Below are 19,521 nucleotides of genomic sequence, written 5' to 3'. Positions count from 1 at the left end.
GCTCCATGCTACCGAGGCCCCGACGCGCTCACGCGGGCGGCGGCCACTCCTGCTCGAGAGCGGGAGCCGCGCCGATCGCCTCCCGCAGCAGGTCGGCCGTGAGCTCCGGATCCGGCAGGTCCCGCAGCACGAACACCTCGGCTCCCGCCTGCAGGATCCGGACGTCGCCGCACCGGGCGAGGCGCTGGCCGAGGGAGCGCTCGACCGCGACCTCCATCCTCCGATCGAAGACCACCTCGGCCCGCCGGATCGACGCCACGCCCCGGCGCGCGCTGAGGCCGGAGGCGGTCACGCGGTAGCGCACGCTCGCCCAGCCCGCGATCCCGGGAGCGCAGAGGAGAAGCACCAGAAGTGCGGTGCCGAGCCCGATGATCCAGCGCTGCAGGGCGAGCTCGAACTGCGCGGCGAAGTAGAAGCCCGTCCAGGTGAGCAGGAGGAGGCCGACGACAGGTGCGACCGCCCGGCGGGCGCGCGGGGTCAGCCGCGCCAGCTCGCGGTCGGCCGGGTCGGTCCTGGCCATCAGGAGCGCAGATGCGTGACGTCGCCGGCCGGGAACGAGCGCAGCGCGCCGCCCTGCTCGAGCAGGAGCGAGCCGTCCGGGGCGAGTGCGGCGGCGGTCCCCTCCTCCTGCGTGCCGTCGGGCAGCTCGAGCCGGACGCGCGTGCCGAGGGTGCCGCAGGAGGCGCGGACGGCGGCGGCCGCTCCGGAGGCCTCGGCGTCGCCCTGGGCGAGCAGCGGAGCCAGCAGCCCCTGGAATCCGGTCAGGAACGCGGCGAGCACCTCGTCGGCGCTCGTCGTCCGTGCTCCGGCGAGGGCGAGCGAGGTGGCGGTCGGGACCGGCAGCTCCGCCTCCGTCAGCAGCAGGTTCACGCCGGTGCCGACGACGACCCGCCCGTCCGGCAGGCGCTCGGCGAGGATCCCCGCGACCTTCCGGCCGTCGATCAGGACGTCGTTGGGCCACTTGACGGCGACGTCCCCGTCGACGAGGGGTGCGAGGGCCCGGGCGAGAGCGGCGCCGGCCACGAGCGGCAGCCAGCCGGAGGCCTCGGCGCCGAGGGCGGAGGCGTCGACCAGAGTCGAGGCCGCGAGCGTGCGGCCCGCGGGCGCCTGCCAGACGCGCCCCAGCCGGCCGCGCCCGGCGCGCTGGTCGGCGGTGGCGACGACGGAGAGGTGCGGCCACGCGGCGGGGTCGGCGGCCGCCCGCTCGCGGAGCTCGTCGTTCGTCGACCCCGCAGACTCGAGCGCGAGGACGCGGGGGGAGACGGCGGAGGAGAGCGGGAGGAGCATGCCGCCACGGTAGCGGCGGCTCCCGCGAGGCCGCTCCGAGCGCCGCTCGCGACGTCCCGCCCTTGTCCGGATCCTCCCGTTCGGAGCGGCCCTCCCTGTGCGAGTGCGACAAGAGGAGGCGTCCGCCCCGCCGGTAGGGTGAGCGGGTGACCGCGAACACCGAACGTCCCGCGCCCGATCTGTACACGACCGCGGGGAAGATCGCGGACCTCAGGAACCGCTACCACGAGGCCGTCACGGCCAGTGGCGAGGCGGCGATCGAGAAGCAGCACGCCAAGGGCAAGATGACCGCACGGGAGCGGATCGACACCCTCCTCGACCCGGGCTCGTTCGTCGAGCTGGACGAGTTCGTCCGCCACCGCACCCACGCCTTCGGCATGGAGAAGAAGCGACCCTACGGCGACGCCGTCGTCACCGGCACCGGCACCATCCACGGCCGCCAGGTCGCCGTGTACTCGCAGGACTTCACGATCTTCGGCGGCTCGCTCGGCGAGGTGGCCGGCGAGAAGATCATCAAGGTGATGGACCTCGCCCTGAAGACCGGCGTCCCGATCATCGGCATCCTCGACTCCGGCGGAGCACGGATCCAGGAGGGCGTGGTCGCCCTCGGCAAGTACGGCGAGATCTTCCGCCGCAACACCGCGGCGAGCGGCGTGATCCCCCAGATCTCGATCATCTGCGGCCCTGCCGCGGGAGGCGCGGTCTACTCCCCCGCCCTGACCGACTTCGTGATCATGGTCGACAAGACCAGCCAGATGTTCGTCACCGGGCCCGACGTGATCAAGACCGTCACCGGCGAGGACGTCGGCATGGAGGAGCTCGGCGGCGCGCTGACCCACAACAAGATCTCGGGCGTCTCGCACTACCTCGCGAGCGACGAGAACGACGCGCTCGACTACGCGCGGACGCTCCTCTCCTTCCTCCCGGACAACAACCTGTCGCCGGTACCCGTCTTCGAGACCGAGGTCGATCTCGAGACGACCGACGCGGACCGCTTCCTCGACACGGTCATCCCGGACAGCCCGAACCAGCCGTACGACATGCGCGCCGTCATCGAGCACATCGTCGACGAGGGCGACTTCCTCGAGGTGCAGCCGCTGTTCGCGCCGAACATCGTGATCGGCTTCGGCCGCGTCGAGGGCCGCTCCGTCGGCATCATCGCGAACCAGCCGAGCGCCATGGCGGGCACGCTGAACATCGAGGCAGGCGAGAAGGCGTCCCGCTTCGTCCGCTTCTGCGACGCGTTCTCGCTGCCGATCCTGACCCTGGTCGACGTCCCGGGCTACCTGCCCGGCACCGACCAGGAGTGGACCGGCGTCATCCGCCGCGGCGCGAAGCTGCTCTACGCCTACGCCGAGGCGACCGTGCCGCTGGTCACGGTCATCCTGCGCAAGGCCTACGGCGGCGCGTACATCGTGATGGGGTCCAAGCAGCTGGGAGCCGACATCAACCTCGCGTGGCCGACCGCCGAGATCGCCGTCATGGGCGGCCAGGGCGCGGTGAACATCCTCTACCGCAACGAGATCCGCAAGGCGGAGGAGGCCGGCGAGGACGTCGCAGCCGTCCGGACGCGCCTGGCGAACGAGTACACCTACAACGTCGCGAGCCCGTTCCTCGCGGCCGAGCGCGGCGAGCTCGACGGCGTGATCGAGCCCTCGGCGACGCGTGTCTCCGTCATCAAGGCGCTGCGGGCGCTGCGCACCAAGCGCGCCAACCTGCCCGCGAAGAAGCACGGCAACATCCCGCTCTGACCCGGCTCGCTCGGACGCCGCGGCAGGAGACGGGAGACCGTCCGTGCCGCGGCGTTCCGCTGCGACCACCTCCTCGCGGGGCGGAGGGGCGGAACGATCAGTCGGAGGGGCCGGGGCCGGGCAGCCGGGCAGCGGACTCCGCGGGAGCATCGGGCCGCACGACGAAAGCGCCCGGCTCCGCAGCCGGAGCATCCGGCTCCCCTGTCGCGGAATCGGGCTTCGCTTCCCGGGCATCCGCCCTCGCAGCCGGAGCACCCGCCTTCACCGCAGGACCACCCGCCTTCACCCCAGGACCGTCCGGCTCGGCTGTCGGAGCACCCGCCTTCGCCGCAGGAGCGCCTGCCCTGGCGGCCGGAGCATCCGGCTTCGCCGCGGACGCCTCGGACGGCTTCTCCTCCGGCTTCGCCCCGACCACCCGCGCGAACGCCAGCGCCTGCGCGGCGGAGAGGTCGGGCAGATAGGCGCGACCCAGCGCGGCTCCGATCCGGGGCAGCTGCAGCGCGTCGGGGTAGGTCATCCAGAGGCCCGCGTAGCGCGGGTGGAACTTGGCCTTGAAGCGGAACAGCGACGTGAAGCCGTAGGCCGGCTCGAGCGTCCGCGAGAGGAACTCGAGCAGGCGCGAGAGGACCGTCGGCTCCGGAGGCTCCTCCCCCTCCTCGACCGGTGCGGTGGCGAGCGGTGCGCCCGAGAGCGAGAGGAACTCGGCGCCCTCCTCCTTGACGCGCAGCGCCGCGGAGGCGATGAGGAACTCCATGATGCCGGGCATCGAGTCGTCGGAGCGGCGCATGAAGTCGAGGGTCCAGCCGACCACGCGCCCCTCCCGGTGCACGGGCAGCCAGCTCGTCACCCCCTGCAGCACGCCGTCCGGTCCGACCGCGAGCAGGAGGGCGACGTCGGGATCGCGGACCTCGTCGATGCCGCCGAGGGTGAAGCCCATCTCGGGCAGCGCCTTCTCGGCGACCCAGCGCTCCGACAGGTCGACGATCTGGTTGGCCATGCCGAGGGAGAGCTCGGGCCAGCTGGTCCACTGCGCCTCGATGCCCAGCTTGATGCCGCGCGTGAGCGGGTAGCGCACCTTCTGCCACCGCTTGCCGGTGAGCTCGAAGGAGGAGAGCTCGATGATCGTCTCCTCGCCGACCGAGAGGCGCGACCAGCCGAGCCGGTCGAAGACGGGGAGCAGCTCGTCGTGGATGCTGTAGAACACGGGCGTCCAGCTGCGCTCGTCGCAGAACCGCACGAACTCGGCCACGACGTCCTCCCGCCGCTCGGGAGCGCAGGCGGGGTCGGAGAGGGTGATCGCCACGCCGCCGATCACCCGGTAGGCGACTCCGCCGGTCCCGTCGGCCGAGATCCAGTGCGCGTTGCCCTCCCAGGTCCCCTGGTGGCCGAGGCTGCCGGCGCCGTGCAGGGACAGGAGCGCGCGGTACCGCGCCTCGTCGCCGCGGTTCCGCTGCACGTCGGTGGCCCGGAGCAGAGCGACCACCGCCACGACGACCACGAGCCAGAACACCGGGCCGACCCACTCGAAGACGATCCGCGCAACGGGCTCCCGCGGCACGGCGAGCAGTCCGGCGCCGCCGAGGAAGCTCACCGGGACGAAGCGCAGCAGCCCGTCCAGGAGGAGCCTCCCGAGGCCCAGGAGCGGCTCGAAGCTCGTGCGCACGCCGGCCGAGAGCGCCAGGTAGCCGCCGAGGGACACGACGAAGGCGATGGCGACGACCCGCGTCCAGAGCCTCGCGGCGGCACGGGGCGCGCGGATGCGGAAGTGCCTCCTCCCGAACACGAGCATCGCCACGACGGCCAGCGGCACCAGCACCGTCGTCGCCACCCAGAGCAGGTACTCGGCGTAGTACAGGAACTCGGGGTGACGGGCGGCGCGCTGGAGGGAGAAGACCTCCAGGATCGCGATCGCGATGTTCACCCCGACCGCCAGCAGCAGGCCCAGGCGGCGCCCGGAGCGCAGGCCGTAGGCGGCGACGAGCAGGAGGAGGAGCGGGACGAACGTCAGCAGGATCGGCCCGGGGGCGACCAGGCTCAGCTTCACGTGGTGCGCGCAGTGCCGGAGGGCGCGGCTGCACGGGTCCTCGAGGTCCGTCGTCCCCGTGAAGGCGCTCTGCAGCAGTCGGCCGAGGAACGAGAACGGACCGTAGCCCGAGTCCGAGAGGACGGCGACGAGCGGACCGATCGCGGTGACGACGACGACCGCCGCCAGCAGCCCCCGGGACTCGCGGTGCGAGCTCGGCGCCGGACGCTGCGGACGCAGCCCCGCCGCTCCCCGCGCGAGCACCGCGCCGAGCACGAGCCCCGCGCCGCCCGCGAGGAGCCGGTACGCGTCGGCGGAGTCGCCCGCGTAGAGAACGAACATCAGCACGACGGCGAAGACGGTCACCCGGAGCCGGCGACGCCACAGAGCGCCCATGAAGGCGGTCGAGGCGATGAGGGCGCCGACCGCGCCGATCAGCGGGTCGAAGGTGTGGTCGCCGACGGTGTCGCCCGCCCACCACTCGCCGGCGAGAGCGCCGATCGACTGCACGGAGGACCCGACGACGATCCCGACGGCGCCGGTCGCGAGGAAGGCGAGGAGGGTGCGGGCCGAGCCGAGGCGGCGCTCCGCGGCGAGGAGCATCGGGAGCACGAGCACGACGTCCAGGAGCAGCTGCAGCGGGTCCGCCGCGATCAGGAGGGCGGTCACCGCTGTCCACGGACGGCCGTCGAGGGTCGTCATCGGGCCCGCCGCCCACCAGGACGTCGTCTCGGCTCCTGCGGGGGCGACGAGCGTCCCCGTGATCGCGCTCGCGGCCAGGAGGACCAGGACGACCGAGACGGCCGCGGGCGACCTCCGGACCAGCAGACGCAGGGGGCGCAGCGCCGCGGCACCGCTCCTCGGGAACCACGTCGGCATGCGGGGACGCTCCTGTTCGCAACGGACGGACGACGCTCCGGCGGCATCCGGCGTCAGCATAGCCATGCCCCGCCGACCGGCGCCGTGAACGGCATGCGATAGCGTCACGGGATGACCGCCTCCGACTCCGCACCCGCCGTCGTCATCTCCACCCCCGGCCTCGACGCCGCCGAGATCGCCGCCGTCACGGCCGTCGTCACCGCACTGACCTCGCGCACCGAGGCCGAGCCGGAGACCCCGCAGGAGCTCAGCGGGGGCTGGAACGACCGCGCCGCGGCGGTCCGCAGGCCGCTCCGGCCGGCACCCGGAGCGTGGCGCTCCTTCTCCGGCTGAGCGGACTCGCAGACGCAGCCCGTCGGGGAACGAGCGATCCGCGACGCGGAACGTGAAATTTGTCCCCCGATTAGTCCCCTAAAGTGCTGACTATGCGCCTCCTGGCGGAGCGAGCACACTAGTGGACGTACGGTGCTCCTCCTTCGGAAGGGGCACCGCCAATCACTCGCCGACCAGGGTAAGCAGGCGGGTGTGTTGGGGGCGAGTGAGGGTAATATTCGGGTTGTTACCCTCACTCGGGGTTTGACGGCGGGCCGGGCCCCCTCTTCGGAGGAGTGGACGGCCCGCCGCACTCCGTTGACAGGCTCTTCTCATCACGCGCTGTGCGCTCGACGGGCCCTGCTCATGACGGCTCTGCTCACCCTCGTGCCGCGCCATCGATCGGTCCGCGCCGAGAGACCGGACGCGCCGAGACCTGAGCCGTGCTGAGAGCCGGAGCGTCCCGCCCGCGGCACCGATCCGACATCCGCGCGCGCTCCGCCGCTCAGACGTCCCGTCCGCCGACGCCGTCGCGCCGGATCTCGACCCAGGCGTCGACCTCGTCCCCGGCGTCGTCGGAGCCGAGGGCGCCCGCGCTGCCGTCGCCGGCCGTCCGCAGGCCCACGACCGTGACGGCTGAGGCCGAATCGGCCGACGCGGTGCGCACCACCACGCGGTCGACCTCCTCGCGGATCCCGCTCAGAGCCTGAGCGAGCTCCCCCAGCACCCGTCGGCTCTCGCCCTCGGAGGTGCGGTCGAGGCCGCCGTCGTCGAGCACCGACACGGTCACCCCCCGCCGCCGCGCGTCGAGCACGAGACGCCGCACCTCGTCGTCCAGCAGCCGCCGGCCGCGGATCTCGTCGCGCACGGCCGCCTCGAGCAGCCGGCACTCGCGCCGCTCCTCGTCGGTGAGGCCCGGTCCCGGCTCGGCGATGCGCAGCAGCATGTCGGCGGCGAGGGCGCGGGTCTGCTCCAGCCGGACCTCGCGCTCCGTGAGGTGCGCCTCCTCCGCGGCCCGCCACGACGCGGCCGCGCGCTCGGCCGCCTCGAGCACGCGCGCCTCGGAGCCCGCGCGCCCGAGCTCGACGATGAGCAGCTGCGCGATCGCGACCCAGGCGATCCCCCCGACGACGCCGAGAGTGGCCAGCGCGGCCGGGCCGGCCCAGAACACGGTGTGCACGATCAGGAACCCGACGCCGACCCAGGCGCAGGCCGCGCGCCGGCGGGCGCACACGATCGTCATGAGGGTGCCGACCGCGGCGATGTACCAGGTGGAGTAGCCGTTGGAGGCACCCGGATCGAGCGAGGGCGCGACCAGCAGCGGCAGCGCGACGGCGACCGCAGTCATCCCGACCGCGACGGGCAGGGCGAGCCGGGTCGTCGCTCCCGGCCAGAGGGCGACGACGGTCGCCGCGACGTACAGCGCGACCGCGACGAGGTCGGCCGGCGTGGCCGGGGCGATGCGGAAGGAGAAGAAGGCGAGCACCACGTGGTACAGCGAGAAGCCGGCGCCGAGCGCCTGGAGCAGGGGGCGCGGGTAGGCGATCACGGCCCTCCTCCCGCGTCCGCCCGCCAGGAGAGGAGGACTCGGGTGCCCTCGCCCGGAGTCGAGTCGACCCGCGCCGATCCCCGCGCGTTGTGCACCCGCTCGAGGATGGAGAGCCGGATGCCCAGCCGCTCGCGCGGGACGTCGGCGAGCCGGAAGCCGCGGCCGTCGTCCTCCACCACGACCTCCACCGCGCCGTCGCCCAGCAGCCCGTGCACGGCGCGGTGGACGCTGCCGCTCGGACCCGCGTGCTGGACGCTGTTGGCGAGCGCCTGCCAGACCGCGCCGAGCAGCGCCTCGGCCACCGGGCGCGGCAGCGTCGTCGCGCGCGGATCCACTCCGGCGGCCGTCGCGACCGCGATCTCGGTCCCGAAGGTGGACGCCGCGTGGGCGAGCTGGCGCTGCAGGAGCTCGAGCGGGACCAGCCCCTCGGGCGGCTCCGGCTCGTGGTCGGGCAGCAGCACGGCGAGGGTGCGCTGCGCCATCGAGGAGACCAGCGCACGCTCGGCCGGCGACTCGGCGGAGGCGGCGGAGAGCAGCGTCGCGAGCACGTTGTCGTGCACCAGGGCGTCGACCTCGACCCGCTCCACCTCGCCGGCGTGCTGGCGCATCGCCGCCTCGTACTGCTCCATGGCCGTCGTCTGCGCGCGATCGATCTGGTCGGCCGACTGCCGGAGCACGGTGATCAGCACCAGCATCACGAAGCCGACGATGCCCACGTAGGCGGCGTCGAGGATCGCGCGGGTCGGCTCCGCCCCGCCGCCGGAGGGGAGGACGCGCAGCAGCCCGAACAGCACGGTCGTCACCGACACGTACGCGATCGCGATCCGGAGGGGAGCCGCGATCGTGCAGAAGGCGGTGCCGATGGTCAGCAGGTACCAGATCCACGGGGTCTCGCGGTCCGCGCCCCCGGTGGAGACGGCGGCCGGCCAGGTCAGGAGGGCGATGAGGACACCGACGGCGACCAGGACCGCCGTGATCCGCGTGCCCCGCCGCAGCACGGCGGTGACCACGGCGGCGGTGAGCGATCCGAAGACCAGCACCAGCACCGGCCAGGCCACCTCGGGGCGCAGCAGGGGCAGCTGGGCGAGGATCGGCGGGACGGTCTGCACGCCGAAGCCGAAGCCGAAGAACGACACGACCGTGCTGATGATCCGGTCGATCCGCTCGCGCCCGGCGTTGCGGCGGGCGATCGGCGCCTCAGCGCCCGCCATCGCCGTCGTCCGGGTCGATGCCCGGCAGGATGCCGTCCTCCACCGCGCGCCGCAGCAGATCGACCTTCGTCGGGGCGGGACGGCCGATCTCGACGTACTTGTCGCGGATCCGGTCGAGGTACTCCTTCGCCGTCGACACCGAGATCTGCAGCCGCTCGGCCACCAGCTTCAGCGGCAGCCCCGAGGCGTAGAGGTGCAGGACGTCGCGCTCGCGACGACCGAGCACGGCCCGTGCGAAGTCGTCGTCGGCGTCGATGGCCGAGGCCCACTCCAGATTGTTGAGGACCTCGCCGCGGGCGACCGTGCGGATGGCGGCGACGACCGTCGACATGGGCGAGGACTTCGGGATGACGCCGGCCGCTCCCGCGGCGAGCGCCTCCCGCACGGCCACGACGCGGTCCGCGATGCTGTGGACGAGGACGGCGGAGCCGCGCACCTGCCCCCACTTGACGTTGCTGGTGATGCTCGAGCCGTCGTTCAGGGACAGGTCGAGGACGAGCACCTCGATCTCGGCGCCGCCGATCGTGCTCTCGAGGGCCTGGACGGTCTCGGCGGCGGCGACCACCTGCATCCCCGCGCTCTCGACGGCGGCGGCCACGCCCAGGCGCACCGACTCGTGGTCGTCCACGATCGCCACGCGCACGCGCGGGGCCTCGGCTGCGTCGACGTGGGGCTCCATCCCGCCCATGGTACGCAGGCGCGGGCCCGCGGTCAGTCCTCTCGGCGGACCAGTCGCGCAACGGCCTCCACGTGGGAGGTGTGCGGGAAGAGGTCGAAGCCCTCGAGGCGCTCCAGCTCGTAGCCGGCCCCGGTCAGGGCGCCCACGTCGCGGGCGAGCGCGACCGGGTCGCAGGCGACGTAGACGAGCTGCGCCGGCCGCAGCTCCGCCAGAGCGTCGGTGACCGCTCGGCCGGCGCCCGAGCGCGGCGGGTCGAGGACCACGGTCGCCGCGCGCCACCGCGCCCGCTCGCGCGCATCGGCCTGGGCGACGACGTCGCGGAGGTAGCGGTCGACGCGGGCGGTCACCGCGCGGGCGCCGACCTGGTCGGCCAGGTTCTCGAGCGCGTGCTCGGTGGCGCGGGAGTCGCTCTCGACGCTGGTCACGCGCACTCCGGCGCCGAGGCGGTCGGCCAGCGCCGCGGCGAGCAGGCCCACCCCGCCGTAGAGGTCGTGGTTGGCGGCCGACGGGTCCGCCGCGTCCGCGTCGACGGCGGCCTGCACGGCCTCGAAGAGCGCGGCGGCGGCTCCGCGGTGCACCTGCCAGAAGCCGGTGCGGTCGACCCGGAAGGTGCGGTCGGCGACGAACTCGCTCACCACCGCGCGGTCGCGGCGGGCGCGCTTGTCGGAGGGGTCGTGCACGAGCACCGCGGCCCCCTCGGACCCGGCCGCGTCGACGAGGTCGACCACCGAGCCGGGAGCGAGGCGCTCGCCGAGCGGTGCGGCCAGGGAGGAGTCGGCGGTCGCGAGGGGCAGCGACTCCACGGTGACGACGTGGTGGCTGCGTGCCGCGTAGGGGCCGACCCGTCCGTCGTCGTCGACGTGGAGGCGGTTCCGCGTGCGCCAGCCGAGGCCGCCGGACGCGTCGTCCCCGCCGATCGGCGAGACCTCCACCTCGACCTCGCGACGGGCGAAGCGGGAGAAGGAGTCGACGAGCACGAGGCGCTTCAGCTCGCGCTGGTAGGCCAGGTCGGCGTGGCCGAGCTCGGCGCCGCCGACGCGCTCCCCCGGGCGGCGGTCGAGGGCGGCCTCGGGCCAGACGTGCTCCACCCGGTGCTCGGACGCCTCGAGCACCTCGAGCGCCTCGGCACGCCAGAAGCTGTCGTGCCGGACCTCGCTGATCCGCGCCCGCACGCGCTCGCCGGGGAGGACGTCCGGGACGAAGACGACGCGGCCCTCGTGCCGGGCGACGAACACGCCGCCGTGGGCGACGTTGCTAATGTCGAGCTCGATCTCGGTCCCGAGTGCGTCGTCGGCCCCGTCGGGGCGGGCGGATGCTCGGGACGGGGTCTGTGCCATCCGTCGAGCATCCCACAGCGTGGGCCCGGCCGCAGGGAGCCCTCGTGCGCCTCTACCTCGCCTCCACCTCCCCCGCGCGCCTCGCGCTGCTGCGGGCCTCCGGGATCGAGCCCGTCGTCGTCCCCTCCGAGGTGGACGAGCCCGCGGCCGTCGCCCGGGCCGAGCAGGAGCGGGGCGCGGCGCTGGACGCGGACGCCACCGTCTCGCTGCTCGCCCGCGCCAAGGCGCACGCCGTCCTGCGCCCGGACATCGACGGTCTGGTGCTCGGCGGCGACTCCGCGTTCGTCCTCGACGGCGTCGTCCACGGCAAGCCGCACGAGCCCGAGCGGGCCCGGGAGCGCTGGCGCGCCCAGCGCGGACGCACCGGCCGCCTCCACTCCGGCCACTGGCTCGTCGACCACCGCGGCGGGAGTATCGTCGCCGAGGCCGGAGCGGTCACCTCCGCCGCCGTCACGTTCGCCGACGACATCGACGACGCCGAGATCGACGCCTACGTCGCCACCGGCGAGCCCCTCGAGGTGGCCGGCGCCTTCACCATCGACGGCCGCGGCGCCGGCTTCATCACCGCGATCGAGGGCGACCCCTCGACGGTGATCGGGATGTCGGTGCCGACCCTCCGCACTCTGGTGCGGAGCCTCGGCGTCGACTGGACCGCGCTCTGGAACCGCTGAGGCCCGTCCCGCCCTTGTGAGGAACCGACGAAGGCCCTCCGCTTCTTTGTGGTGAGCCGCGCCGGGCCGGGCGGAGCCGCCCCCTAGGGTTGGGGACCATGCCGAAGATTACGAAGGTGCTCGTCGCCAACCGGGGCGAGATCGCCGTCCGAGTCATCCGCGCCGCCCGCGACAGCGGGATCGCCTCCGTGGCCGTCTACGCCGACCAGGACCGCGACGCCGTGCACAGCCGCCTCGCCGACGAGGCCTACGCCCTCGGCGGGACGACCAGCGCCGAGACCTACCTCGTCATCGACAAGCTGCTCTCGGTGGCGCGCCGCTCCGGTGCCGACGCCGTGCACCCCGGCTACGGCTTCCTCGCCGAGAACGCCGACTTCGCCCGCGCCGTCATAGACGCCGGCCTGATCTGGATCGGCCCCGGCCCCGAGGCCATCGAGCGCCTCGGCGACAAGGTCTCGGCCCGCCACGTCGCCGAGAAGGTCGGCGCGCCGCTGGCCCCGGGAACCCTCAACCCCGTCTCCGGTGCCGCCGAGGTGCTCGAGTTCGTGGACCAGTACGGCCTCCCCGTCGCGATCAAGGCGGCCTTCGGCGGCGGCGGTCGCGGCCTCAAGGTCGCCCGCGAGCGCGACGAGGTCGAGGAGCTGTTCGCCTCCGCCACGCGCGAGGCCGTCGCCGCCTTCGGCCGCGGCGAGTGCTTCGTCGAGAAGTACCTCGACCAGCCGCGCCACGTCGAGACCCAGTGCCTGGCCGACGCGCACGGCAACGTCGTCGTGGTCTCCACCCGCGACTGCTCCCTCCAGCGCCGCCACCAGAAGCTCGTCGAGGAGGCGCCCGCGCCGTTCCTGACGGACGCGCAGAACACCGAGCTCTACCGCGCCTCGAAGGCGATCCTGCAGGAGGTCGGCTACCTCGGCGCCGGGACCTGCGAGTTCCTGATCGGCAAGGACGGCACGGTGTCCTTCCTCGAGGTGAACACCCGCCTCCAGGTCGAGCACCCCGTGTCGGAGGAGATCACCGGCATCGACCTCGTGCGCGAGCAGTTCCGCCTCGCCGAGGGCGGCGTGCTCGACTACGACGACCCGGCGCCCCGCGGCCACTCCTTCGAGTTCCGCATCAACGGCGAGGACGCGGGCCGCGGCTTCCTCCCCGCTCCGGGCCCGGTGCACGTCTTCAAGGCCCCCGGCGGACCCGGCGTCCGCGTCGACTCCGGCGTCGTCGCCGGCGACGTGATCTCCGGCTCCTTCGACTCGCTCCTCGCGAAGCTGATCGTCACCGGTGACAGCCGCGAGCAGGCGCTGGAGCGCTCGCGCCGCGCCCTCGCCGAGTTCGAGGTCACCGGACTGCCGACCGTCCTCCCCTTCCACCGCGCGATCGTCGAGGACCCGGCCTTCGCCCCCGAGGGCGGCGCGCCCTTCACGATCTACACCCGCTGGATCGAGACCGAGTTCGAGAACACGATCCCGGCCTGGAGCGGCGAGCCCGGAGCGACCGACGAGCCGGCGGCCCGCCGGAACGTGGTCGTCGAGGTGGACGGGCGCCGCGTCGAGGTCACGCTCCCCGGCGACCTCGTCGGCTCGGGACCCGCCCGCGGGGCCGCTGCCGCCTCCCCGAAGCGCCGCGGCTCCTCCTCCGTCAGCACCGTCACGGGCGACTCCGTCGCCTCGCCCATGCAGGCCACCATCGTCAAGGTCGCCGTCGCCGAGGGCGACACGGTCGTCACCGGCGACCTGGTCGTCGTCCTCGAGGCGATGAAGATGGAGCAGCCGCTCACCGCCCACAAGGACGGTGTCGTGAAGGGCCTCGACGCGACGGCCGGAGCGACCGTCCCCGCGGGACACGTGCTCCTCCAGATCGTCTGAACCCGTTCCGGGCCGCTCCCCGCGCGGCCCGGCGCGGTCGGCTCCTCGACGTGGGGGGGGTACCGCAGAGCGGGTCGCGTCGCGCTGCCGTGAATCGCTTCGCACGCGATTCCCGGTCGCGCGCTCTGCCGATGAAGGGCCGCACCTCGCGCGGCCCGGCGGAGGGGCGCGTCAGGTGACGATGTGCATGGCGCGCGCGGCGTCCGAGATCGAGCCGGTGAGGCTCGGGTAGACGGTGAAGGCCCGCGCGACCTGGTCGACGGTCAGGCGGTGCTCCACGGCGAGGGCGAGCGGGAAGATCAGCTCGCTCGCCTTCGGAGCGACGATGACGCCTCCGATGACGGTGCCGGAGCCGGTGCGCGCGAACAGCTTCACGAAGCCGTCGCGGATGCCCATCATCTTCGCCCGCGGGTTCGCGGCGAGCGGGAGCTTGTAGATCTCGCCCTGCGCGATGCCCTCCTCGATCTCGCGCTGGCTCCACCCGACGGTCGCGATCTCGGGCTGCGTGAAGATGTTCGCCGCGACGTTGCGCACCTCGGTCGGGTTCACGGCGTCGCCCATGGCGTGGAACACGCCGGTGCGGCCCTGCATGGCGGCGACGGAGGCGAGCGGGAGGAACGTGGTGCAGTCCCCGGCCGCGTAGATCGAGGGGACGCTGGTGCGGGCGACGCGGTTGACGCGGATGTGCCCCGACTCCGTCAGCTGCACCCCCGCCTCCTCGAGGCCGATGCCCGCCGTGTTCGGCACGGACCCGACGGCCATCAGGCAGTGCGAGCCCTCGACGACGCGTCCGTCCGAGAGCACGGCCTGCACGCCCTTCTCGGTCCGCTCGACGCGGTCGGCGCGCGACTTCGAGAGCACGACCATACCGTTGCGCTTGAAGACGTTCTCGATCACAGCGGCCGCGTCGGCGTCCTCGCCGGGCAGCACCTGGTCGCGGGAGGAGATGAGGGTCACGCGGGCGCCGAGCGCACGGTAGGCGGAGGCGAACTCCGCGCCGGTCACGCCGGAGCCCACCACGATCAGGTGCTCGGGGACCGACTTGAGGTTGTAGAGCTGGGTCCAGCTGAGGATGCGCTCGCCGTCGGGTGCCGCGGTCGGGAGCACACGCGGGCTGGCCCCCACCGAGACCACGATCGTGTCCGCCTCGATGCGGTCGAAGTCCATGCCCTCGCCACCGGCCGCCGTCGAGACGATCAGGGCGTTCGAGCCGTCCAGGCGCCCGTCCCCCTGGACGATGCGAACGCCGTGGTGCACCAGGTTCGCGCGCATGTCCTCGGACTGCTGGCGCGCGAGGCCGAGCAGGCGCTTGTTCACCGTCGCCAGGTTGACCGCCACGTCCGGGCGCACCGGCTTGTTCAGCTCCGAGCGGGTGAAGAACTGCACGCCCAGGTCGGCGGCCTCGCCGATGGCGTTGGTGGCCTCCGCTGTCGCGATGAGCGACTTCGACGGGACGACGTCGGTGATGACGGCCGAGCCGCCCACTCCGACCCGCTCGACCAGGGTGACCTCGGCGCCGAGCTGCGCTCCCGCGATGGCGGCTTCGTAGCCGCCCGGCCCCCCTCCGAGTACAGCGATCCTCTGCGCGCGCTCGAACTCGTAAGCCATGCTTCCCATTGTCCTCTCTTACTGAGTGTTCGCCCAATCGCGGGGTGTCGGATCGGCCGCGGGAGTCGCCCTCCGCCGCCGCGCAGCCCGTCGGTAGGGTGGGAGGATGTCCGACCAGACCCTGCACCCGCTCGACGCCCCCGACGCCGATCCCTTCGAGATCGCGGCCCGCGCGGCCGCTCAGATCGCCGAGGCGACAGGGGTCGAGAAGCACGACATCGCCCTCACCCTCGGCAGCGGCTGGGGCAAGGCCGCCGACGCGATCGGCGAGACGACCGCGACGGTGGAGGCCACCGAGATCCTCGGCTTCTCCAAGCCGGCCGTGCACGGGCACGGCGGCACCCTGCGCTCCGTCCTGCTCCCCACCGGCAGGCGCGCGCTGATCATCGGCGCCCGCACCCACTACTACGAGGGCTACGGCGTGCGCCGCGTCGCGCACAGCGTCCGCACCGCCGCCGCGACGGGCGCGACGGTGATGATCCTCACCAACGGCGCGGGCGGCATCAAGGAGCACTGGACGCCCGGGACCCCCGTGCTGATCAGCGACCACATCAACCTCACCGCCGACTCGCCGCTCGAGGGCGCGACCTTCGTCGACCTCACCGACCTCTACTCCTCGCGCCTGCGCGACCTCGCCCGGGGGACGCGTCCTGAGCTGGACGAGGGCGTGTACGTGCAGTTCCGCGGGCCGCACTACGAGAGCCCGGCCGAGGTGCAGATGGCGAGGATCATCGGCGGCCACATCGTCGGCATGTCGACCGCCCTCGAGGCCATCGCCGCGCGCGAGGCGGGCATGGAGGTGCTGGGCATGTCGCTCATCACGAACCTCGCCGCCGGCATCCAGAAGACCCCCCTCAGCCACGAGGAGGTGCTCGAGGCCGGCCGCGACGCCGAGGACGACCTCGCCCGCCTGCTCGCCGGGATCACGGGCGCCCTGTGAGCGCCGACGTCCGGGAGCTCGCCGAGGCCTGGCTCGCCCAGGACCCCGACCCGGAGACGCGGGAGGAGCTGGTCGGCCTGCTGACCGCCTCCGACTCGGGCGACGCCTCCGCCCGCGCCGAGCTCGAGGACCGCTTCGGCGCCCGCCTGGCGTTCGGCACCGCGGGCCTGCGCGGCGCCATCGCGGCGGGATCCAACCGGATGAACCGCGTGCTGGTCTCGCAGGCCGCCGTCGGCCTGGCCGACTTCCTGCTGGCGCAGGGCGTCCAGCGGCCCGTGGTCGTGATCGGCTACGACGGCCGGAGGAACTCGCGCGTCTTCGCGGAGGACTCCGCCGCGCTGATGGCGGGCGCCGGCGTGGACGCGGTGCTGCTGCCCCGGCTCCTGCCCACCCCCGTGCTGGCCTTCGCCGTGCGCCACCTCGGCGCCGACGCCGGAGTGATGGTCACGGCGAGCCACAACCCGCCGCAGGACAACGGCTACAAGGTGTACCTCGGCGGCGCCGACGAGGGCTCGCAGATCGTCCCGCCGGTCGACTCCGAGATCGCCGAGCGGATCCTCGCGGTCGCGCGGGACCGGCGCGTTCCGGAGCTTCCGCGCGGCGAGTACCGGCTCGCGGACGAGTCCGTGGTCGCCGCCTACATCGAGGCGACGGCCTCCGTCGGCCGCCAGTCCGCTCCGCTGCGCGTCGTCTACACGGCGATGCACGGGGTCGGCTGGGAGACGGCGCACCGGGTGCTCTCCGCGGCGGGATTCGACGAGCCGGCCGTCGTGGTCGAGCAGATCGAGCCCGACGCGGCGTTCCCCACGGTCGCGTTCCCGAACCCGGAGGAGGCGGGCGCCCTCGACCTCGCCTTCTCGACCGCGCGCTCCGGTCGCGCGCAGCTGATCGTGGCGAACGACCCGGACGCCGACCGCTTCGCCGCCGCCGTGCCCGACGCCTCCGCCCCGGAGGGCTTCCGGCGCCTCACCGGCAACGAGGTCGGAGCGCTGCTCGGCTGGCGCGCCGCCGAGCAGGCCCGCCGCGAGGGCCGCACCGGAGGAGCGCTCGCCTGCTCGATCGTCTCCTCCCCCGCCCTCGGTGCTGTGGCGGCCGACTACGGCCTCGACTTCGCCGAGACGCTCACGGGCTTCAAGTGGATCTCGCGCGTCCCCGACCTCGTCTTCGGCTACGAGGAGGCGCTCGGCTACCTGGTGAACCCCGGGACGGTCCGCGACAAGGACGGCGTCTCGGCCGCGCTCGCCTTCCTCTCCCTCGCGAGCGGGCTCGCCGCCGAGGAGCGCACGATCGACGACGAGCTGGAGTCGTTCGCCGAGCGGTTCGGGCTCTTCGGATCGGAGCAGATCTCGCTCCGCGTCACCGACCTCTCCGAGATCGGCCGGATCATGGCCGGACTGCGCGCGACGCCTCCGACCGCGATCGGCGGGCTCGCCGTCGAGCGGAGCGAGGACCTGCTCGCCGAGGGCGGCGCGCTGCCTCCGACCGACGCGCTCCGCTTCTCCCTGGACGGTGCCCGTCTCATCGCGCGCCCGAGCGGCACGGAGCCGAAGGTCAAGCTCTACCTCGACGCCTGGTCGCACGACTCCGACGCCGACGCCCGCCGGTCGGCCGTCTCGTCCCGCCTCGCCGCCCTGCGCACCGGCGCCGCGGAGCTCCTCGCGTAGGTCCCCCTCCGGTCAGCGGGGCGCGCGGACACCGATCCGCTCGCCCCGCTTCCAGAGCCACTCCACCGGACCGAGCTCGAACCGGCGCAGCCACAGGTGCGCCGCGAGCACGACGACCGCCGCGATGAGCAGGAACGCTCCGACGGTCGCCGGGACGCGCCACTGCGCGGCGGTCACCGCCAGCCCGAGTCCCCAGCCGTAGAAGAGGGCGCCGCCGAGCAGGTTCTGCAGGAGGTAGGCGCTCAGGGCGACCCGGCCGACCTCCCGCGCCCGGCGTGCCGCCCAGCCCTCAGCGCCCCGGCGGAGGCAGGCCTCGGCGAGGGCCGCAAGCACGCCGAGCCCGACCAGGGGCGCGACGAGGTAGCGCTCGGCGAGCAGACCGGCGGCGCTCCCCCCGACGCCCAGCGCGAGGTCGACGGGGAGGGCGAGGGCGCCGAGGACCATCAGGCGGCGGCGGAGTGTCGCGCCCTCGGGGGCGAGGACCCCCGCCCGATGGAGGCGCACGCCGAGGAGGAACATCGCGATGCTGAGGAGCCCGATGAGCACCGGCTCCGCACGGAAGACGCCAGCGTTCTGCAGCCGGAAGACGGCGAGGCCGAGGAACGACGCGTCCGCGTAGGGGCTCCGGCCGGTCGGCCCCTGTCCGGCACCGTCCGGGCTCGCCGCCACGAGCGCCACGAGCGCCGAGATCAGGACGACGTGCAGAGCGCCGCAGACGAGGATCACGCGGCGCTGCGTCGTCGGCCGGGTGAGCAGCAGCCAGGCGACGACCGCTCCGGTGACGGCGTATCCCATGAGGACGTCGAACTCCGCGATCAGCACGTAGTTGACCGCGCCGTCCAGGAGGAGGAGCGTCGCGCGCCAGAGGTAGCGGCCCGGCCACCGCGTCCCGCGCCGGACCGCGGAGGCGTGCTGGATCGCGAGGCCCATCCCGAAGGCGAGGGAGAGGAGGGCGAGGAACTTGCCCTGCGCCAGCGCCATCAGCAGGAGCTGCGCGGTCCCGGCGGAGGAGGAGGTCTCCGGCGTCACCGGGACGGAGAGCAGTCCGAGCATCCCCCAGGGGTGGGAGAAGATCCAGATGTTCGTGCCGAGGGTCCCGATGATCGCGACACCGCGGACGACGTCCAGGGTCGCGTTGCGGCGGCCGGCTCCGGCACGGGGTGGCAATACGGTCGTATTGGTCATGTCCGAGAGCGTAGCCTGCTCGAGCAGTCGAACGAGAGGGACGCCATGCCGGATCGGCGCGAGAGCAGGAGCGACATCCTCTCGGCGGTCGTCGCCGTCCTCTCGACCCGCGGGGCGGAGCACCTCAGCATCCGCACCGTCGCGGCCGAGGCCGGCGTCTCGGTGGGGGCCGTCCAGCACCACTTCCCGACGAAGCAGGCGCTGCTGGCCGGCGCGATGGCCCGGGTCGAGGAGCGCTTCCGCGAGCGGATGCGGAGCCGCCTGGAGGCCGAACCCTCGGCCGAGGTGCGGCTGCGCGTCTTCTGCGACGAGATCGCGTGCGTCGCGGACGAGGACGTCCCCGATGCGATCGTGTGGACCGCCTTCGCCTCCCGCGCCGGCACCGATCCGGAGATCCGCGCGATCCACACCGCCGGCTGGTCGCGCACGGAGGACGTCGTCCTGGAGCTGCTGCGCGCTGCGCATCCCTCGGCGTCGTTCGGCGCCGACGACGCCGCGCTTCTCCTCGCGGTCCTCGACGGCATCGCGGTCTCCCGTGCGGCCGAGCGGCCCGCCCGCCTCTCCCC

The 19,521-nt window shown here is 73.7% G+C and carries 16 protein-coding genes; 7 read left to right on the top strand and 9 right to left on the bottom strand.

Going from position 1 to position 19,521, the window contains the following annotated elements; all coding sequences use genetic code 11:
- Positions 1–28: 28 nt before the first annotated feature.
- A complete protein-coding gene (locus C5D50_RS09300) occupies positions 29–520 on the bottom strand; it encodes a PH domain-containing protein (RefSeq protein WP_104232824.1) in 492 nt (163 codons plus the stop codon).
- Positions 520–1,287: a biotin--[acetyl-CoA-carboxylase] ligase gene (locus C5D50_RS09295; RefSeq protein WP_104283343.1), complete on the bottom strand. Its 768-nt coding sequence runs from the start codon at positions 1,285–1,287 to the stop codon at positions 520–522. Before C5D50_RS09295 ends, C5D50_RS09300 begins: the two co-directional genes overlap by 1 nt.
- A gap of 146 nt (positions 1,288–1,433) precedes the next feature.
- On the opposite strand from C5D50_RS09295, the gene C5D50_RS09290 reads away from it, so the two are divergent.
- Positions 1,434–3,038 carry an acyl-CoA carboxylase subunit beta gene (locus tag C5D50_RS09290; protein WP_104223164.1) on the top strand — a complete coding sequence of 535 codons (1,605 nt, stop codon included), beginning with the start codon at positions 1,434–1,436 and terminating at the stop codon, positions 3,036–3,038.
- Between the two features lie 97 nt (positions 3,039–3,135).
- On the opposite strand, the gene C5D50_RS09285 is transcribed toward C5D50_RS09290, so the two are convergent.
- The gene (locus C5D50_RS09285; protein WP_181137328.1) at positions 3,136–5,940 is read right to left on the bottom strand and encodes a bifunctional lysylphosphatidylglycerol flippase/synthetase MprF; all 2,805 of its coding nucleotides are present in this window, start codon (positions 5,938–5,940) and stop codon (positions 3,136–3,138) included.
- Between the two features lie 111 nt (positions 5,941–6,051).
- On the opposite strand from C5D50_RS09285, the gene C5D50_RS09280 reads away from it, so the two are divergent.
- Positions 6,052–6,273: an acyl-CoA carboxylase subunit epsilon gene (locus tag C5D50_RS09280; RefSeq protein ID WP_104225462.1), complete on the top strand. Its 222-nt coding sequence runs from the start codon at positions 6,052–6,054 to the stop codon at positions 6,271–6,273.
- Between the two features lie 484 nt (positions 6,274–6,757).
- On the opposite strand, the gene C5D50_RS09275 is transcribed toward C5D50_RS09280, so the two are convergent.
- The 4 genes from C5D50_RS09275 to C5D50_RS09260 are packed head-to-tail and all read right to left on the bottom strand — an operon-like array spanning position 6,758 to position 11,028.
- Complete coding sequence (locus tag C5D50_RS09275; protein WP_104283341.1) at positions 6,758–7,801, bottom strand: hypothetical protein; 1,044 nt, start codon at positions 7,799–7,801, stop codon at positions 6,758–6,760.
- On the bottom strand, positions 7,798–9,012 hold the full coding sequence (locus C5D50_RS09270; protein WP_104283340.1) for a sensor histidine kinase: 1,215 nt from the start codon (positions 9,010–9,012) through the stop codon (positions 7,798–7,800). Before C5D50_RS09270 ends, C5D50_RS09275 begins: the two co-directional genes overlap by 4 nt.
- Positions 8,999–9,700: a response regulator transcription factor gene (locus C5D50_RS09265; protein WP_104223169.1), complete on the bottom strand. Its 702-nt coding sequence runs from the start codon at positions 9,698–9,700 to the stop codon at positions 8,999–9,001. The genes C5D50_RS09270 and C5D50_RS09265 overlap by 14 nt, the downstream gene beginning before the upstream one ends.
- Before the next feature lie 23 nt (positions 9,701–9,723).
- Positions 9,724–11,028: a class I SAM-dependent RNA methyltransferase gene (locus tag C5D50_RS09260; protein ID WP_146086910.1), complete on the bottom strand. Its 1,305-nt coding sequence runs from the start codon at positions 11,026–11,028 to the stop codon at positions 9,724–9,726.
- A 44-nt stretch (positions 11,029–11,072) separates the two neighbouring features.
- On the opposite strand from C5D50_RS09260, the gene C5D50_RS09255 reads away from it, so the two are divergent.
- Both C5D50_RS09255 and C5D50_RS09250 read left to right on the top strand, forming a co-directional pair.
- Complete coding sequence (locus tag C5D50_RS09255) at positions 11,073–11,699, top strand: nucleoside triphosphate pyrophosphatase (protein ID WP_181137327.1); 627 nt, start codon at positions 11,073–11,075, stop codon at positions 11,697–11,699.
- Between the two features lie 98 nt (positions 11,700–11,797).
- The gene (locus C5D50_RS09250) at positions 11,798–13,558 is read left to right on the top strand and encodes a biotin carboxylase N-terminal domain-containing protein (protein WP_104223170.1); all 1,761 of its coding nucleotides are present in this window, start codon (positions 11,798–11,800) and stop codon (positions 13,556–13,558) included.
- 171 nt (positions 13,559–13,729) lie between these two features.
- On the opposite strand, the gene C5D50_RS09245 is transcribed toward C5D50_RS09250, so the two are convergent.
- Entirely contained in the window at positions 13,730–15,166 is a 1,437-nt protein-coding gene (locus C5D50_RS09245) for an NAD(P)H-quinone dehydrogenase (protein ID WP_104283337.1), read from the bottom strand.
- Positions 15,167–15,272: 106 nt separating this feature from the next.
- Here C5D50_RS09245 and C5D50_RS09240 point away from each other — a divergent pair, with 106 nt between their 5' ends.
- Both C5D50_RS09240 and C5D50_RS09235 read left to right on the top strand, forming a co-directional pair.
- The gene (locus tag C5D50_RS09240) at positions 15,273–16,106 is read left to right on the top strand and encodes a purine-nucleoside phosphorylase (RefSeq protein WP_104232831.1); all 834 of its coding nucleotides are present in this window, start codon (positions 15,273–15,275) and stop codon (positions 16,104–16,106) included.
- Positions 16,103–17,770 carry a phospho-sugar mutase gene (locus C5D50_RS09235; RefSeq protein WP_104283336.1) on the top strand — a complete coding sequence of 556 codons (1,668 nt, stop codon included), beginning with the start codon at positions 16,103–16,105 and terminating at the stop codon, positions 17,768–17,770. The genes C5D50_RS09240 and C5D50_RS09235 overlap by 4 nt, the downstream gene beginning before the upstream one ends.
- Positions 17,771–17,782: 12 nt before the next feature.
- Here C5D50_RS09235 and C5D50_RS09230 read toward each other — a convergent pair whose 3' ends face one another.
- Complete coding sequence (locus C5D50_RS09230; RefSeq protein ID WP_104283335.1) at positions 17,783–18,955, bottom strand: DUF418 domain-containing protein; 1,173 nt, start codon at positions 18,953–18,955, stop codon at positions 17,783–17,785.
- 45 nt (positions 18,956–19,000) lie between these two features.
- Here C5D50_RS09230 and C5D50_RS09225 point away from each other — a divergent pair.
- The coding region (locus tag C5D50_RS09225; protein ID WP_104288992.1) for a TetR/AcrR family transcriptional regulator at positions 19,001–19,521 on the top strand (521 nt) is incomplete at its 3' end.

Origin of the sequence: Rathayibacter sp. RFBD1, assembly GCF_002932915.1 — a bacterium.
GTDB lineage: Bacteria > Actinomycetota > Actinomycetes > Actinomycetales > Microbacteriaceae > Rathayibacter.
The sequence above is the reverse complement of the archived record's forward strand: the minus strand, read 5'-3'. Positions and strand labels throughout refer to the sequence as shown.

Bases quoted from the DNA above. Each gene is read 5' to 3' on its own strand.
- C5D50_RS09300 (WP_104232824.1), bottom strand. From the start codon at position 520: ATGGCCAGGACCGACCCGGCCGACCGCGAGCTGGCGCGGCTGACCCCG.
- C5D50_RS09295 (WP_104283343.1), bottom strand. From the start codon at position 1,287: ATGCTCCTCCCGCTCTCCTCCGCCGTCTCCCCCCGCGTCCTCGCGCTC.
- C5D50_RS09285 (WP_181137328.1), bottom strand. From the start codon at position 5,940: ATGCCGACGTGGTTCCCGAGGAGCGGTGCCGCGGCGCTGCGCCCCCTG.
- C5D50_RS09280 (WP_104225462.1), top strand. From the start codon at position 6,052: ATGACCGCCTCCGACTCCGCACCCGCCGTCGTCATCTCCACCCCCGGC.
- C5D50_RS09270 (WP_104283340.1), bottom strand. From the start codon at position 9,012: ATGGCGGGCGCTGAGGCGCCGATCGCCCGCCGCAACGCCGGGCGCGAG.
- C5D50_RS09265 (WP_104223169.1), bottom strand. From the start codon at position 9,700: ATGGGCGGGATGGAGCCCCACGTCGACGCAGCCGAGGCCCCGCGCGTG.
- C5D50_RS09260 (WP_146086910.1), bottom strand. From the start codon at position 11,028: ATGGCACAGACCCCGTCCCGAGCATCCGCCCGCCCCGACGGGGCCGAC.
- C5D50_RS09250 (WP_104223170.1), top strand. From the start codon at position 11,798: ATGCCGAAGATTACGAAGGTGCTCGTCGCCAACCGGGGCGAGATCGCC.
- C5D50_RS09245 (WP_104283337.1), bottom strand. From the start codon at position 15,166: ATGGCTTACGAGTTCGAGCGCGCGCAGAGGATCGCTGTACTCGGAGGG.
- C5D50_RS09240 (WP_104232831.1), top strand. From the start codon at position 15,273: ATGTCCGACCAGACCCTGCACCCGCTCGACGCCCCCGACGCCGATCCC.
- C5D50_RS09230 (WP_104283335.1), bottom strand. From the start codon at position 18,955: ATGACCAATACGACCGTATTGCCACCCCGTGCCGGAGCCGGCCGCCGC.